At 58.1% G+C, this 15,957-nt stretch carries 13 protein-coding genes; 5 read left to right on the top strand and 8 right to left on the bottom strand.

Going from position 1 to position 15,957, the window contains the following annotated elements; translation table 11 throughout:
- Window positions 1-40 precede the first annotated feature (40 nt).
- From ACXAC3_RS18595 to ACXAC3_RS18580, 4 genes are read right to left on the bottom strand one after another with little or no spacing between them, the layout of a single operon-like run.
- A complete protein-coding gene (locus ACXAC3_RS18595) occupies window positions 41-982 on the bottom strand; it encodes a sulfotransferase family protein (protein ID WP_475163553.1) in 942 nt (313 codons plus the stop codon).
- On the bottom strand, window positions 966-1,985 hold the full coding sequence (locus tag ACXAC3_RS18590; RefSeq protein ID WP_475163551.1) for a glycosyltransferase family 2 protein: 1,020 nt from the start codon (window positions 1,983-1,985) through the stop codon (window positions 966-968). The genes ACXAC3_RS18595 and ACXAC3_RS18590 overlap by 17 nt, the downstream gene beginning before the upstream one ends.
- The gene (locus tag ACXAC3_RS18585; protein ID WP_475163549.1) at window positions 1,985-3,490 is read right to left on the bottom strand and encodes a hypothetical protein; all 1,506 of its coding nucleotides are present in this window, start codon (window positions 3,488-3,490) and stop codon (window positions 1,985-1,987) included. The genes ACXAC3_RS18590 and ACXAC3_RS18585 overlap by 1 nt, the downstream gene beginning before the upstream one ends.
- Window positions 3,487-4,494: a UDP-glucuronic acid decarboxylase family protein gene (locus ACXAC3_RS18580; protein WP_475163548.1), complete on the bottom strand. Its 1,008-nt coding sequence runs from the start codon at window positions 4,492-4,494 to the stop codon at window positions 3,487-3,489. The genes ACXAC3_RS18585 and ACXAC3_RS18580 overlap by 4 nt, the downstream gene beginning before the upstream one ends.
- A 563-nt stretch (window positions 4,495-5,057) precedes the next feature.
- On the opposite strand from ACXAC3_RS18580, the gene ACXAC3_RS18575 reads away from it, so the two are divergent.
- Window positions 5,058-5,594 carry a VPLPA-CTERM sorting domain-containing protein gene (locus ACXAC3_RS18575; protein WP_475163546.1) on the top strand — a complete coding sequence of 179 codons (537 nt, stop codon included), beginning with the start codon at window positions 5,058-5,060 and terminating at the stop codon, window positions 5,592-5,594.
- A 111-nt stretch (window positions 5,595-5,705) separates the two neighbouring features.
- Here the strand turns inward: ACXAC3_RS18575 and ACXAC3_RS18570 are convergent, their stop codons facing one another.
- From ACXAC3_RS18570 to ACXAC3_RS18555, 4 genes are read right to left on the bottom strand one after another with little or no spacing between them, the layout of a single operon-like run.
- Window positions 5,706-6,584, bottom strand: a complete 879-nt coding sequence (locus tag ACXAC3_RS18570; RefSeq protein WP_475163544.1) for a glycosyltransferase family 2 protein — start codon at window positions 6,582-6,584, stop codon at window positions 5,706-5,708.
- Entirely contained in the window at window positions 6,571-7,410 is an 840-nt protein-coding gene (locus ACXAC3_RS18565) for a CpsD/CapB family tyrosine-protein kinase (RefSeq protein WP_475163542.1), read from the bottom strand. The genes ACXAC3_RS18570 and ACXAC3_RS18565 overlap by 14 nt, the downstream gene beginning before the upstream one ends.
- Window positions 7,411-7,441: 31 nt before the next feature.
- Window positions 7,442-8,983 (bottom strand): GumC family protein, encoded by a 1,542-nt coding sequence (locus tag ACXAC3_RS18560; RefSeq protein ID WP_475163540.1) that lies wholly within the window; start codon window positions 8,981-8,983, stop codon window positions 7,442-7,444.
- A 1-nt stretch (window position 8,984) separates the two neighbouring features.
- The gene (locus ACXAC3_RS18555) at window positions 8,985-9,908 is read right to left on the bottom strand and encodes an ExeA family protein (RefSeq protein WP_475163538.1); all 924 of its coding nucleotides are present in this window, start codon (window positions 9,906-9,908) and stop codon (window positions 8,985-8,987) included.
- A 599-nt stretch (window positions 9,909-10,507) separates the two neighbouring features.
- Between ACXAC3_RS18555 and ACXAC3_RS18550 the strand changes: the two genes are divergently transcribed.
- The 4 genes from ACXAC3_RS18550 to ACXAC3_RS18535 form a co-directional block, all read left to right on the top strand.
- Window positions 10,508-11,191 (top strand): sugar transferase, encoded by a 684-nt coding sequence (locus tag ACXAC3_RS18550; RefSeq protein ID WP_475163537.1) that lies wholly within the window; start codon window positions 10,508-10,510, stop codon window positions 11,189-11,191.
- 54 nt (window positions 11,192-11,245) lie between these two features.
- Window positions 11,246-13,696, top strand: coding sequence for a tetratricopeptide repeat protein (locus ACXAC3_RS18545; RefSeq protein ID WP_475163535.1), 2,451 nt, complete (start codon window positions 11,246-11,248; stop codon window positions 13,694-13,696).
- Between the two features lie 2 nt (window positions 13,697-13,698).
- Window positions 13,699-14,409, top strand: coding sequence for a polysaccharide biosynthesis/export family protein (locus ACXAC3_RS18540; RefSeq protein ID WP_475163534.1), 711 nt, complete (start codon window positions 13,699-13,701; stop codon window positions 14,407-14,409).
- A gap of 9 nt (window positions 14,410-14,418) precedes the next feature.
- Window positions 14,419-15,957: hypothetical protein (locus ACXAC3_RS18535; RefSeq protein WP_475163532.1), on the top strand; the 1,539-nt coding region annotated here is incomplete at its 3' end.

The following is a 15,957-nucleotide window of genomic DNA, read 5'->3' as shown; positions in this document are numbered from 1 at the left end:
GCACGGTATCCGGCGGCAAATTGGGACCGTAAACCATAGATCAGCCCCGCCAGGCGCTCAGGTCGCGATCCAGAAGGTGTTCCAGATCCCCGATTTCAGGCAGGAGCCTTTCGCGCAGGATCGCGCGTGCGCGGTCCGGCATCTCGACCTCGCGTTTGAGGTTGAACTGGGACAGGCGGTCCCTGATCTTCCAGCGCAGTTCCTGCGACATGACACGCGCGATCATGCCGGTGATCGGGTTGGGTTTCATCAGAAAGTCCTGAAACAGACGGCTGCGCGGCACACCGCCTGCGTTCACACGCGAGGACAGATCGGGCTGGAAACTTGTGTCGGCGCCGATGAATGCGGTGATGCTGTCGATGACGTCTTCCGGGTCGTTCTGAAATTCCTCGTAGGTGCGGATCAGGAACTGGTTGCGGTCGAACAGGTTGAAATAGCGCGACAATTGCTGCGCATAAAGCGGAAAGCGCGAATATCCGAACAGGGGCTGCCAGCCTGCGGCAAGCCGTTCGTCCTCGGCATCCAGTGCCGCTGAGAAATCTTCCAGCGGCTCGATCCGTTGTTTCACCGCATAGAGGTAGTGAGACAGCGCCTGATCAATCGGATTGCGCAGAATGACCACCATTCGCACCTGCGGGATACGGCGGTGAATACGCTCCGGCGCATTGGGGGCGTAGAGATAAAGCGGCGACGCCTCACCGCAGACAGAGCCCGCCGGCGCATCGGCAAACAGGGTGTGATAGTCGTCGATCTGCGTGACCGAGTTGTTCACGTAATCTGCGCCCGGGCCTGAAAAATTCATGGCCTCACCCTCGAAGGCAAAGAAATTAGGCTCTTTGGACGAGGGCATGAAGATACTCGGGTTTTGCCGCAGATAAGTGTAAAGCGCGGTCGTACCGGCCCGCGCGGCCCCGAGGATCAGGAAATCCGGCATCCTTGCCGCGCCGGCAGTCTGGTCCGCAGTTTCAGTTCCGGCTGACATGGAGTTTCTGCTTCTGCCCCAGCACATGGTATTCGAACAGGCACCAGACATAGATGGTGGCCGAATAGACATAGTAGACCTGATGATAGAGCAGGCATTTGAAGGCAAACCACGCCCCGCCATGCCCCGCCATCGTGCGCACCAGGTCGAAATTGGCGACAAAGGCGGCAGCCAGCAGCAGCAAGGGCAGGGGCCATGCCCCCGGCCAGAACGGCAGGGCCAGAATTGACAACAGCAGCAGCCCGGCGATTGCGGCCCGCGCACGTTCGGCCGTCGAGGTATTTAGATCGTCCGTCAGCCCCTCGCGCGAAATCATCAGCCGGGCCCAGGGCAGGGCGCGGCAATAGATGTCCGTGCTCAGGCTGTTGCGTATGGTCCAGACCTTCAGATGTTTGCCCTGCAACTGTGGTTCCACAAGGATGCGGCGGCCGGTATTGGCGATCCGGTAGCCCAGTTCGATATCCTCGATCGACGGAACCTCATAGGTTTTCACGTCGAACCCGCCGACCTCAAGAAACACATCGCGCCGGATTGCGCCGCAGCCGGCCCAGAAGGTGCGCGCCTCGCGCCGGGCGCGCTGATGGTGATAACGGTGCAGAAGGTTCTTGTAGCGTGAAAACCACGATTGCCCGTCCGGCGCGTCGTCATAGGATCCGAACACCGCCCCGACATTGTCTTCGGCCATGGCGCGGCGGATATGGTCCGGGCCATCGGGCCAGGCGATGACGTCGGAATCCACAAACCACAGGATATCGCCCGCGGCATGTTCTGCGGCCAGGTTGCGCGCCGCACCGGGTCCGCCATTGACCGGCGTGGTCAGAACCGTCGCCCCCATCTCGCGCGCAAGCGCAGCCGTGCCGTCGGGGGACTGGTCGTCCACCACCAGAACCTCCTGCACCTGACCGGTTTTCAGCATTTCGATCAGCGGCGGCAAGACGCGTGGCAGCAGGTGCTCGGCCTTGTAGGCCGGCATCACCACACTGATGGAAGGGTCGTTCGGCATCATCGGTCCTCTGTGCTGGCGGATTGCAGCGCCCCGGAGCGCCTGACAAGAAGAAGAAGGGTGGCCGCAAAAGGCAAGAGCCACATCACCCGCGCGCCATATCGTGGGGCCGGCTGTGACACGCCTCCGCAAACCAGGGCATTGACGGCAACCCCAAGCAGCAGAAACAGCGCAAACACCTTGAAAGGCGGGGCAACCTGTTTCGGGCGGACAAGCAGCCAGATCACCACCAGGGCGGATATCGCGTAGATCGCCGGATGAATGATATTTGCCGCCGGAAGCCAGGGCTGCTCGCGGGTCAGCAAGGTTCTGTCCAGAAACGCAAGCCGCTCATCGGGCAATCCGGACAGGGATTTTGTGTTCTGAAGGCTGGCGTCAAAGGGGATCGTCATTACCACGCTGTTCGAGGCAAGCTGTTCCGCCGCATTCTGCGCCAGCGCGAAAACCGTACCAAAAGGCCGGGCGGCCAGAACCCGCAGGAAGAACTGGCGCTGCTCAAAGGCCACGGCGCGCTGGTCTTCGGGTGTCATCAACCGGAACGATCCAAGGTTCTCGGACCGCTCGAAAATGATATGCGAGGCGGTAAAGCGGTAGGGATCGTCGGACCAGGACAGGGCTTCGTGCAGGGCGCATGTGGCCAGGTCGGGTGTTGGACAAACATCATCCAGATACGCCATTCCGGGGCCGTCCACGATCAACCGTGCCGTGATATGCGGTGTATAGACCACTTCTTTTTCAGTGACGGTTTCGACGGCAACCTCGAATGCCTTGCGTTCGGCAAGCGCAATGATCACCAGAAACACCGCAAATCCCGCTGCGATCCAGCGGCCCAGCCCGACACGCAGCAATGCGGCCAGCACGACCAGAGGAACCATCAGAACGGCGATGCCCAGATGTGACGGATGCAGCACAACCGAGAAGGCACCAAGCGCCAATATGGCCAGCGTCTCGGCCATCTGCATGTTGCGACCGGATGCAACCACCGCGGCAATCAGGATCAGCATTACCGATGTGAAGATATCCGGCATCATGTAAGCGACATAGAACGGCAGCGAGGTCGTGGCCGCCACAAGCAGAGGAATAGTGACCAGTTGCAGAACCGGACGCCCTGACGGTGCGCTGCGCTGAAGTATTCGCATGGCAAGCCAGACCGCCAGCAGCAGCAGCGCCGTTTGCACAAAGGCAACGCCCCCAAGGGCATCAGCCCGCCAAAACGCAGCGACCAGCAATGCATAGACAATCGAGCGCGACCCGCCCGCGGTCTGATCGTCATCCGCTTTTTCGGCCGCGCCAGAGGTTTGCGCACCCCCCTCGTCCGACCGTGCGGGTTCAGGCAGTATCAGCGACAAGGCCACATTGCCCTGCCGGAAATAGCTGCCCGTGTCGAAATAGACGAGCGGGCCGCGATTGATCGTCAGCACAAGCAGACACGCGGCCACGGTTGCACCCAGTAACAAAAGCGAGGCCAGCCAACGCGGTGCTTTTGTTGTGTCCTCGTGACTCATTTCGGTGCGGCCGCATATTGCGCCGAAATCGGTGAAATCCTTTGAAAGTAGCCGATCGTTGCCTTCAGCCCGTCTTCCAGCGCCACCTGCGGCGCCCAATTCAGCTGTTCACGGGCGCTGGTGATATCCGGTTGGCGCTGGATCGGATCGTCCTGCGGAAGCGGATGAAACACCAGTTCGGATTTCGAGCCGGTCAGGCGGATCACGGCCTCGGCCAGTTCCCGGATGCTCAGTTCCACCGGGTTGCCCAGATTGATGGGTCCGGTCACATCCTCGGGGGATTCCATCAGCTTGATCAGCCCGTCGATCAGATCGGACACGAAACAGAAGGACCGGGTCTGGCTGCCATCGCCGTAGATCGTAATCGGTTCATCGGCCAGCGCCTGCATGATGAAGTTGGACACCACGCGCCCGTCATCGGGATGCATGTTCGGCCCGTAGGTGTTGAAAATCCGCGCCACTTTGATCGGCAGGTTATGCTGACGGTAGTAGTCGAAGAACAGCGTCTCGGCACAGCGCTTGCCCTCATCATAGCACGAGCGCGGTCCGATCGGATTGACATGGCCCACATACTCTTCGGTCTGCGGATGGATTTGCGGATCGCCGTAGATCTCGGAGGTCGAGGCCTGCAGAATCCGCGCGCCAAGGCGTTTGGCCAGCCCCAGCATATTGATCGCCCCGTGCACCGCTGTCTTGGTCGTCTGCACCGGATCGTGCTGATAGTGGAAGGGCGAGGCCGGGCAGGCCAGATTGTAGATCTCGTCCACCTCGACATAGAGCGGAAAGGTCACGTCATGGCGCATGACCTCGAACCGGGGATTGTTCAGAAAGTGGCGCAGGTTGCCGCGCCGCCCGGTAAAGAAATTATCGACGCACAGAACCTCGTGCCCCTGCTCCAACAGCGCCGCGCACAGGTGCGAGCCCAGGAATCCGGCCCCCCCTGTAACCAGGACCCGCTTGGCGTTGAGGCTCATATCATTGGGATCAAAATCAGACGCGTTCATCGGCGGTCTCGGCAATAAACGCCATCTCTGGCACAACACCCATTCGCATAATCTCCCTGCTCATAGGCAGGCACTCTAACAAACGGCCAAAATGCAAATTCCGATCGAAAATAAGTGCCTGTACTTGGTACAACAACAGCCCAAAGCTACACGAAACTTCGGGTTCGTCTAAGGAGAAATATGGCGCGCTGCGGGTTTCGCGCCTTTTTCCCGACAAACGAGGTTCGCAAGCCACCGGCGGGAATTTGAACGTAAGCAGTAAAGCCCGTTTGACGGGATTGTTTCCTGTTTGCATGGGGCCGGAATGCGCATGACCACTCAGGGGGGTGCCGAAATCTCGTTGGGGTGGTAACCCTGCCGGGTTTCTCTTTGTTCACATTCAGGAAGCAAACCAAAGTCTAGACCCGCATTGTGTCACGGATCACGCTTAACTGCCTTAAAAATGACACAATTCCCAAAAAGCCTTAGCAAACAAATGGAAATAGGTTATTAATCTATTCAGTAGGTGCCGTGCTCGGGGTGTGCATGGACTCCATGTGTAAAGATGTAAGGTGGGTCCTCTGGTGTTTAGATCTTTGAAAATGATGTTCGCGGGGCTTGTTGCCGCTGTGTTTATGGCCGGCTCGGCCAGTGCTCTGACACATGTTTCCGCCGGAGGCAGCTACGACATCACTTCCGATAATCTCTTTTACGGCGCCGTGAACACGGGCGCAGGTGGCGCAGGGTTCTACTCGGTCAATTTCACGTCGCCTGTTGATCCGCTGGCGGCATCCGCAGAGGCAACCATTGGCATCCGCCTGCTGACCAACGCTTTCCCGCTTGGCCTGACCGTGAAATGGGTTGATGCGAATAACCCCTCCAATGTTCTGGCCTCGACATCTGTTCTGGGCGGCGTGACGACAACACTCAAAACAATTTTCGGAAGCGTGAATCCCAATATTCTGAGCCAGAACCTTGTGTTTTCCTGGTCGGCCTCCGCATCAAACGTCTCGTTTGACTTTGACGTGGCCGCGGTTCCGCTGCCCGCGGGCGGTGTGCTGCTTCTGACAGCCCTTGGCGGTCTGTTCATGGTGCGCCGCCGCAAATTCAGACCCGCGTAAAAGCGCAATTCCGGATTTGTCTTTCGGCCCCGGCCGGGGCGGATAAATAAAACCAGTAAGAGTTGTTATGGTAAAAGGGCCGTTTTCCGGTCCTTTTGTTTTGCGTTTGGATCAGATGGGTTTTCCGATCGCCTGGCGCAGCATCCATATCATGCGCATGCATCTGAGGCGGATCAGAGTTGCCGTCGCCCGCAAGGTCTCGCCCGGTGACGCCAGCTTTTTGCTGGCCAGCACTTTGGGTGTGTGCACCACGGCGCTCGCGGGCATCGCCAGCCCCCGCACGGCCCAACGCAGGCGCGCGGCCGGGTCCGTGCCGTTCAGTTGATAGGCTTCCTGGGTCGTCCGGCGCCATTTCGCCTTGAGCGCGGGCCAGTCCTGCCGGGATGGATGGCTGACCCGGAGCCGGTCCTCGTAGATCAGGCTATAGCCCCGGGCCACCGCGCGCATGGTCCATTCCCGGTCTTCCGAAACGCCGTTCACAAACCCGCCGATCGCATCAAATATATCGCGCCGGGTCAGAAGATTGCCCGCCCCGGAAAACCCCTGAACTTCGATATATCTGCGGAAATTGAACGCAAAGACGGCCTCGAACGCCTCGGCACCACTGCGCGGCGGCGGAGTTTCGTCAAAGACGTCCACACGCCCGCCAATCAGATCGGCCCGGTCGGCGATTTCGCGACCCACCGTCAGCCAGTCCGGGTCTGGCACACAATCGGCATCAATGAAGAACAACCGTTGCGCCGTGGTTTCAGCCACGCCCCTGTTGCGGGCATGCGCCGCGCCCTTTTGGGTTTCGACGACAAAGCGGAAACCGGGGAACGCGCGGCTCACCCCGTCCAGCGAGACCGGCGAAGCGTTGTCCACCACAACGACTTCCGTATTGGCGATGTCATTTTCACTGAGCGCGCTCAAACAGCGCTCTAGCCTGGGGATGTCATTGTAATGTGGAATGATAACTGCATCGGCCGGAGGCTGTTCAGTAATAGCCATGCTCATTACCAAAGGCTCCGCTGATATAGCGGCACTTATTCAACACAATGCCCATAACCTGCGTGAGGTCCGCCAATTGCCGCTCAGCCACATCAATATGATCGAGGCTGGTTTCCTCGGCCGCAGCCAATAGCAGCGCACAATCAACGTTCTTGAGAAACCCGTGACTGTCGTCACTCACCAACAAAGGCGGCGTATCAAACAGAATGATGTCCGGTTTGAACTCATCCTCGATTTGCTCCAGCACTTCTATGGATTGCCGGCTTTGCAAAATCTCGGCCGGCTTCCGCGTCTGCGAAAAATTGAGCCCGAAAATAACGTTGTTGCCATAGCGCAAAGCGTGCTGATGAAACGGCAGTTCTCCCTGCAGGACGTCCGACATGCTGGTACTGCCGGTCTGCTGCAGGATATCGGCCAGCCCTCTGCGCCGCATATCCAGATCGATAACGATGGTGCGAAGATCCGCCTGTCTGCCAAGGCTAAATGCCAGATTGGCCGCGGCCGTGCTCTTGCCGCATCCGCTATAGGGTGAGCTCAGCGCCACGCGCCGCCAGCCATTGGACAATGTCTGCTGCAACATCTTGGTACGCAACATGTCATAAGGGGAGGCTGCGGAACCGCCCTCATACGATATCAGGCGGTTCTTGGAGATAAGACGCGGATCGATCTCGATCTCAGGCAGGCTGCGCCAAATATCGACCTCCGGCGCCTCTGCCGAAGCCAGGCGCATTTGGGGTTGCGGCGAAGCGGGTGCGGGGTGCGGAGGGCGACGGCGGCTTTCCCGTTCTGCACGGGCTTTCTGAATCGCCTGTTGAAGACGATCCATTAAAACCACCCTGAGATTTGTAGAACAGAAATCACCAGAAAGTCTCCAATTTATTGGCCACGCGCTCGGCAATCAGATCGAGAGGCAGATAATAAGTATGCACCGCCCAAACCGCGACGGGAACACCGATCAGAATAGCCAGGATGACCGAAATCCAAGCCACGCGCTGCATGATCACCTCTTTTCGGGAGCGCACATAAGGTATGGTCGAGATCGGCCAGACCTCAAGCTTTTTGACCAGATCCTCGGGGCGGCGCACAGATCGGTTCAAAAGCTCAAGGAGCACGACAAGACCGATCCCCAGTGCAATGCCAAAGAACGTTCCGCCTCCGGCGATCATCATACGGTTGGGCTTTGACGGCGCGCTTGGCACCACGGGATATTCGATCACCGAAATACGCTGCCCCTGAGACGTCACCTCGATCCGTTCCCCGGTCGATGCCCTTGCAAGGCGGCCAACCGCATTGTTGTACTGACCCTGGATGTTGTTGTAGTCGCGCTGCAGTTCCGCGAGCATGATGGCGTTGGCCGGTGTCTGATCGATTGTCAGCGTCACTTTCTCAAGACGTTCTTCGGTCACACGGCGTTGATCTTCCAGGGCGGCGATTTGTGAATCCAGCTGAGCCAGCTGGAGATCAAGCGACAAATTTCCCGTTTGCGGATTGGTTGTCGCCGCACTGGTCGCCTGCTCTGCCGCCACAACATCTTCGAGCCGTGCAATTCGGGCTCGGAGCAATTTGATTTGCGGATTGCTTTCAGAATAGATCACCAGCTGATTGTCCAACTGATTGCGCAATTGGCTCAGTTGTTGCTGCGACTGTGTCTGCGGCTGCTGTCCGGTACCGACAATCTGCCCCGTGGTGCTGTAAACCTCCAAAAGCTTTTCCCGCTGGCTCTTAAGGGAAAAAATCTGCTGGTCGGTTTGTTGCAGATTGCTTTGCAACGATCCCTGCTGCGCCATGCGGAACTGCAGGCTGGCAGGCAGCGCATCCGAGTTGCTGTTCTGGAACTCAAGTATCCTTGCGCTGCGTTTGTCGAGCTCTCCGCTCAGACGGTCTACTTCCTGTTCGAAGAACTCCAGCGTGTCCGAGGCCCGTTCCTTGCGGTAGGACACGTCGAGCTTTTGAATCTCCGTCAGATATTCGTTCAATACGCCGGCCGCGACCTGACCGGACTGCGCCTCGAAGGTGATTGTCATGAGGCTGGGCTGGTTCCGGCCCGTATTGGTCCGGATCTGCGTATTTCGGCGCAGGGTGTCGACTATTTTGTCAGGGCTGGCATTTTCCTGGTCAGGCAGGACATCAAAATTCTTGGCGATATCCAGCAAGACCGGCCGTGTCAGCAAGCGCTGTTCGACAATCCGCAGCTGTTCCGCCGCCGATGTGTTGACCGTACTGGCCGCCAGGCTGCCCGGGATCTGAGGCAATTCAACAATCAGCCGCATGAGCGAAACATATGTCGGCGGCAGAGCCCGGGCGATGATTATCGACGTGGCCGACACGATCAGGGCGACGACAAGGAAATACGGGAACCGCCGCAGAAAAATGGAGATATAGAAACGAACCGGACCCATCTCAGACTGTCAGCTCCTTCTCAAGGGAATTGCCACCAAAGAATACACCGTCTTTGATCACCTGGCTGACGATATCTTCGCTGACTTTGTCCGATTCATTTGTCCATGCATAGAGCAGGGCAAAATCGCAGAACTGGTTCACCAGCCGCGGAACGCCGCGGGTCTGCCGAAAGATCAGCTTGCAGGCGTCTTCCGTGAATTCCTCGCCCGAGCCGCCGGCGATCTTCATTCTGTGATTAATATAATGTTCAACCGAGGCCTCATCCATCCGTTCCAGATGAAAACTTGTTGCCACCCTTTGCGTCAGTTGCCGCATCTTGGGATCCAGAACCATATCCCGCAACTCGGGCTGTCCGACCAGAACAAGCTGAAGCAGCTCGTCCGTGTTTGCGTTGATGTTGGTCAGCATGCGGATTTCTTCCAGTCCTTCGACCGTCAGATTCTGCGCTTCGTCAAAAATCAGAACCACGCGCCGCCCCGCAGCATATTCCGAGATCAGGAAATCCTGCAGCGCCTGGAACATCTGCACATAGGTTGCATCCTTTTCGATCGTCAGGCCCAGGGCGTGCAGAACCCACTGCAACAGCTCGCCCCGCCCGCCCTGCGCATTCGAGATCAATCCAACCGTGATCGATTGCTCCATTTCGCTCAGAAGCTGTTGAACCAGGGTTGTCTTTCCGGCACCGATCTCGCCCGTCAGCACCGTGATCGGCGCGCAGCTCATGATGCCGAATTGCAGGACGGAATAGCCGCGCCTGTGCAGCGGGGACCAATAGATGAAGCCGGGGTCCGGAAGCAGCGTGAAAGGCCGCCGGTCAAGACCGAAGAATTCTAGATAAAACCCGTCACTGGACGCCATTGCACCACGGTTGCCTTCCGCCTTGTCGAACCTCGTACTGGCCCCCCGGAGATTACCCAAACTCATACTCTGAACCACCAGAAATCCCTAACCTACGTACATATCACATAATCTAAAAGTACTTGGGTGCTACATTGCCACAAATCCAATGTAGCGATCAGCATTAAACTTCACACGTAATGATTTGACTTTGCTGTCCTTTCAATTGGGGTGATTATCAGTGATTGTTTCCGTTAAATGCCTGAGAGAACTGCCCGGAAAAGCAGCAGGCAGGTTAAAAACCGACACCCCAGAGAAAAATCCTGACGCCTTCCAACAAACCCCTTTCAAGAACCAAATCAGCCCAAAGCTTACCACTGTATCGAATTTCGCAACAAAATCTTCGGATCCCCCACCGGATCAACGTGCATTCCAGGCCCTGACAGCACGGTATGCCCTTCCTTTTCAACCGAGGCGGACAGGCCCGTCAGGATTAATGTTTTGCAAGCCGACCGGAATTTGTTAAGAATTGCAGGCAGAGCAGCCTGCCAGCGTGTGTGAAATTGCAAGGCTGCAAAAGACATAAAAATATAGAATTTATTACATATAGACTGAGGTTGAGCGTAGTCAGTTTCTAAGTTTGGTAGGTGGTTCTTGGGTTTTTGTGCGTGTTGGGGGTTTAAATAGTGACAATTCATTCGAAGGACGTGGCCGACACCGGCTACTCTAATATTCCTGTTGTGCCCGCCTCGGTGAACTACCCGGGATTTTACAGGGGCGTCGGGAAACGCGTTTTTGATATCACCTTTGTTCTGCTTGCAGCGCCGTTTGTCGTGCCGATGGTTTTCTGTCTGGCCGTGTTTCTGGCCTGTCAGGGCGTGACCCCGTTCTACCGGCAGGATCGGGTCGGCAAGAGCGGCAAAACCTTCAGGATGCTCAAGCTGCGCACCATGGTGCATGATGCAGAGACGGTCCTTAAAGAACATCTGGCGGCCAATCCCGAGGCGCGGGAAGAATGGAACCGCAATCAGAAGCTCCGCAATGATCCGCGCATCATCAAGTTCGGGTCGTTTCTGCGCAAATCCTCCATGGATGAGCTGCCGCAGTTCTGGAACGTGTTTGTGGGCGAGATGTCCATGGTCGGCCCCCGCCCGATGATGGTGAACCAGAAAAAGCTTTATCCCGGCGAATTCTACAATTCCATGCGTCCCGGTATTTCGGGGCCGTGGCAGGTGTCCAAACGCAACCAGTCTTCATTCGCCGAACGCGCGTTTCACGATACTGAGTACTGGAAAAGCATGTCGTTCAGACTGGATGCCTCAATTCTGATCCGGACCATTTTCGTCGTTCTGCGCGGCACAGGCTGCTGAGACCGGGATGTCCGGACGTCGCGCGCTGTTCGTCATTCTTCCGGGGGTGCGGCATTGAGCGGAACAGGCCCCTCTCTCGGCAAACGGCTGGCCGTCGCGCTTTTTTCCGCGATCCTGTTGCTGAGCGCATGTGACTCGGCCGAAGAACGGGCCGAGGCGCATTTCCGGGCGGGGATGGCCCATCTGGAAAAGGGCGATGTCGAGCGGGCCCTGATTGAATTCAGGAATGTCTTCAAGCTGAACGACCAGCACAAAGAGGCCCGCCTGACCTTTGCCCGGCTGGAACGCGACCGCGGCAATGTTCAGATCGCCTACAACCAGTATCTGATGCTGATCGAACAATATCCGGACAATTTGGAAGGCCATCGCGCGATGGCCGAGATGGCGCTGCAGCTTGGAAACTGGGAAGATCTGGAACGCTATGCCCAGGCGGCCATCGAACTTGCCCCCGACGATATCGGCATCCAGTCCCTCAACAACACGCTGGCCTATACCGAGGCCATCCGGACCGGGGATGCGGGCCAGGTGGATTTCGCCATCCACTCCGCCCATGAATTGCTGGACGCCGATCCCAGCCTGATGACTGCCCGACAGATCATCATCGATGACTTGATCCGCGCGCAGGACTGGGCGGCCGTTCTGGACGAAACCGACGCAGCCCTGGCCCTGAATGCGAAACTGGGTGAGCTGTATGCCATCCGGCTCCGTGCGCTGCAGGAGTTGCAAAACCCCGAGGCCATCGCTGCGCAGCTTACGCAAATGATGCAGATTTTCCCCGGCGACCCGAGCGTCGAGCAGATGCTTGTCGAGCATCATGTCGACCATGGCAATCTGGACGCGGCCGAGGCCATCCTGCGCGATAAGGCGGAACTGCTGGAGCAGGATTCCCCTTCGGTGCAAAGGCTTATTGCGTTCATCAACGAAAATCGCGGTGCAGAGGCGGCGATTGCGGAAATGGATGCGATCATCGCTGCGGGCGGGGTGAACACCCCCCGGTTCAGGACGATGCGCGCGGCGCTGAAATTCCAGTCCGGCGACACGGATGTGGCACTTTCCGAGATGCGGGAATTGCTGGACGGGGCCGAGCGGACCACCCAGATCCGGGCCAGCGAGGTGGAATATGCGCGGATGCTGTTCATGGTCGGCCAGCCCGCGCCGGCACGGGTCCTGGTCGAGCAAGTGCTGAACGAGGATCCCGCACAGGTGGAGGCCGTGAAGCTGAAGGCTTCGTGGCTGATCGACGACGACCGGACCGGGGACGCGATCATCCTGCTGCGCGAGGCGCTTCATGAAACACCCCGCGACTCGCATTTGATGACGTTGATGGCCAGGGCGCATGAGCGCAACGGCGACCGGGAACTTGTCGGTGAAATGCTGGCGCTTGCGACCGAGGTGTCCCAAAACGCGCCGGAAGAAGCGCTGAATTATTCCCGCTTCCTGCTGGAAGGCGATGATGCGCAGATCGCCGAACGCGTCCTGGTCGATGCCCTGCGTCAGGACCCTGACAATGCGGAATTGCTGACGGCACTGGGGCACGTGTATCTGAACCTGCAGGACTGGGCCCGCCTTGAGGCCGTTCTGCACACCATTGACGCGCAGGATGACGCCGGCGCGGTGCGCCAGTCAAAGGAGCTTCGGGCGCAAATGCTGGCAGCCCGGCAGCAGACCGATGAGCTGATCTCTTTTCTGGGTGAGCTGGCGAATGATCCGGAGTTTGGATTGCCGGCCGATATCGCCCTGATCCGCCTGATGCTGGCGCAGGACGACGTGGCGGGCGCGACCAGACGTCTGGACGAACTGCTGCAGGACGACCCCAATTCGGTGGTCCTGCGTTTTGTAAAGGCGCGTATCCTGACCGGCGCAGAGGAATATGACACGGCCGAGCGCATCTATCGGACAATCCTCACGGAACGTCCGGATGCGCCCCGGGTATGGCTCGCGCTTTTTGCGCTGGAGGCCGAACGGAATGGCCCGGCAGCGGCCCGGGCCGTTCTGACCGAGGCTCTGGCAACCCTGCCCGAAGACCCGGATCTGTTGATGGTTCAGGCTGAAGAATACGAACGGGCCGGGGAACTGGACGCGGCAATCAGCGTCTATGAAATGCTGTTCCCACTCAGCGACCGGTCTCTGGTTGTGGCCAACAATCTCGCAAGCCTGCTGACGACCCACCGCAATGACGACGAAAGCCTGCGGCGCGCTCAACATCTGGCGCGGCGGCTGCGCGGCACGCGTATTCCCATGTTTCAGGATACCTATGGGTGGGTCGCTTATCGGCTGGGCAACTATCGGGAGGCGCTGATCTATCTTGAATCAGCCGCCGAAGCCATGCCCGACCATCCTTTGGTTCTGTATCATCTGGGGCGGGCCTATGCGGCAGCCGAGCGACCGGAAGACGCTTTGCGTACCTATCGGATCGCCGGGACATTGATGCCGCATCTGGATGTCACGCCGTCCCTGGAGGCGGAAATAGAGCGACTCAACGCGCAACTGAACACGGGGCAGTAGAAATGCGCTGCATTTCTGCCGCATGGTGCAACTACTTGGTATCCTGTGGATTGTCTCGTTTTTTGAATGAAGGCATAAATAGAGAAAAGAAAGATTTGGATATGCGGACAGTTATTGGTTCATTGGTCGCCCTGGTCACAGCCTTGATGCTGACAACGGGTGCTTTCGCGCAAAGTTCCTATCAGATACAGCCGGGCGATGCCCTGCGTGTCGAAGTTCTGGAAGATCCGGGCCTCAACAGGACCGTTCTGGTGCTGCCGGATGGATCCATCAACTTCCCTCTTGCGGGTTCGATCAGAGCGTCTGGCCAATCCATCAACGGGCTGCAATCCTCTTTGGCGACGGCATTGTCCGGCAATTTCAACACGACGCCGACCGTGTTCGTTTCCATCGCATCGCTTGCGGGCCCCGTCGCACCAGGAGCGGCAACGGTCGGGCCCACAATTGACGTCTTCGTAATGGGCGAAGTTGGCGCTCCTGGCAAACTGCTCGCTTCAGAGGGGACAACCATTCTTCAGGCACTGGCACAGGCCGGCGGTCTGAACAGATTCGCAGCCCAGAAACGCATCGAATTGCGTCGGGTAGACAAAAACACAGGCGTGATGAAGAGATTTCTCTACAATTACAAAACCTCGGGCGGTGGCATTCAGGGCAACACAGTGCTTCTTCCGGGAGACGTTATCGTCGTACCATCTCGCCGCTTGTTCGAGTAGGGGATATTGGTGGGGAAAATCCGGAACACGTTATCCTTCGCCCTGGCGAGCGGGGTAGCTTGCACAGCACTGAACGCCCCGGCCGTGGGGCAGCAGGTCGACACACCTCAGACAACCACGCAACAAACGACAATACAGTCAACGTCGGTTCAGACGATCACGTCCAGCCAGCAGCTGATCCAGCAGCAGGCCCAGCGAAATCCGGCAAGACGGCTGGGGCTGGGGGCTCAGCAAAGCGGGGTCAGCCCGGGGCTGAACGTTACGCTCGATTATTTCTCGTCGCTCAGACATGACGACAACCTCCGCCTGACCGACCCTTCGTTCGGGTCCACGACCTGGTGGGAAAACACCCTTGCCCTTGGAATCGTGAACCAGACACAGCTTTCGACTCTGGCGCTTGATCTTTCCGGCCTGTACCGGATCGCCAATGAGCCGATCATCGGCACGGACACCCAGTTTGACAATCCGCTTGCACGGCTGCGGTATCAACGCGCCGGCACCAACAGCCAGCTCGGAGCGTTGCTGGAATATCGTGAGCGTGACCTGGCCTTCAACCGGTCCCTGACCGATGTCAATCTGGATGGTATCATTGACTCGGCGGATGTCATCGGCACCACCGGCGATCAGGTCAACCAGCGCGCCAATCTGAACTTTCAGACAGGCATCAACGATCCCCTGGGTTTTCGTTTCAATTATACCTACCGCGAGCGGACATATCAGAACACGATCGACCCGTCTCTGTTCGACAACAGATACAGCGATTATACGGCGGTCGGCCTGGTGAGGGTTTCGCCTGTCCTGCAGGGCAATCTACGTATTCAGTACCGGGATTTCGTGGCCGACGACAACGTACAGACCGACAGGCAGACAACCACGGCATCCGTCGGCGCGACCTATGACATATCCGCCATCACCACGGTCAACGCCAATGTCGGTTATTCTCAGGTCGATGAAACACAGCGGATCAACAACACGAACGATGTGACCGAAAGCTTTGTCTGGAGCTTCGACTGGACCAGAAACCTTCCTGACGGCGCTGCGAATTTTCGCATCAATCAGTCCTTCGGGGTAAACGGCAGCCGGGTGAATGCCACGGCCGGGCGACGTTTCCAGCGGGCGAACGCGTCGCTGAATTTCAATGTGGGCGTAACCCGCGGCCCATTTGACGAAATAACACCGATCGGCCAGCTGAACTATACGCAGCAGTGGGTCAACTCCCGGATCGGCGCAACGATCCAGCGGCGGGTCGGCACCAGCACCCAAAGTCAGGAAACCCGCCAGACGCTGGGGTTCATTACCTATGACTACTTCGTCAATCCGGTTTCTGCCCTCTCATTCGCCGTCAACTTCATCGACCAGGAAAACGAAGGGTCCAACGCCGCCAATCCCCGTCAGCGCGGAACGATCAATGCGTCTTATACCCGTGCGATTACCAACGACTGGGCCATGACCATGGGCTATCAGTACGAGATGGATGAGCAGAGCGGCTTCAAGGCCAGCTCGAATTCGCTTTTCATCACGCTGGGGCGGCAGTTCTTCCTGAAGCCC

It is taken from the genome of Ruegeria sp. ABV4_181 (genome assembly GCF_056158465.1).
Note: the sequence above shows the minus strand (reverse complement) of the source record. Positions and strands in the feature narration are given on the sequence as shown.

Excerpts from the sequence above, each read along its gene's own strand:
- ACXAC3_RS18595 (WP_475163553.1), bottom strand. The coding sequence starts at position 982 with ATGTCAGCCGGAACTGAAACTGCGGACCAGACTGCCGGCGCGGCAAGG.
- ACXAC3_RS18590 (WP_475163551.1), bottom strand. The coding sequence starts at position 1,985 with ATGCCGAACGACCCTTCCATCAGTGTGGTGATGCCGGCCTACAAGGCC.
- ACXAC3_RS18585 (WP_475163549.1), bottom strand. The coding sequence starts at position 3,490 with ATGAGTCACGAGGACACAACAAAAGCACCGCGTTGGCTGGCCTCGCTT.
- ACXAC3_RS18580 (WP_475163548.1), bottom strand. The coding sequence starts at position 4,494 with ATGAACGCGTCTGATTTTGATCCCAATGATATGAGCCTCAACGCCAAG.
- ACXAC3_RS18570 (WP_475163544.1), bottom strand. The coding sequence starts at position 6,584 with ATGGCTATTACTGAACAGCCTCCGGCCGATGCAGTTATCATTCCACAT.
- ACXAC3_RS18565 (WP_475163542.1), bottom strand. The coding sequence starts at position 7,410 with ATGGATCGTCTTCAACAGGCGATTCAGAAAGCCCGTGCAGAACGGGAA.
- ACXAC3_RS18560 (WP_475163540.1), bottom strand. The coding sequence starts at position 8,983 with ATGGGTCCGGTTCGTTTCTATATCTCCATTTTTCTGCGGCGGTTCCCG.
- ACXAC3_RS18555 (WP_475163538.1), bottom strand. The coding sequence starts at position 9,908 with ATGAGTTTGGGTAATCTCCGGGGGGCCAGTACGAGGTTCGACAAGGCG.
- ACXAC3_RS18540 (WP_475163534.1), top strand. The coding sequence starts at position 13,699 with ATGCGCTGCATTTCTGCCGCATGGTGCAACTACTTGGTATCCTGTGGA.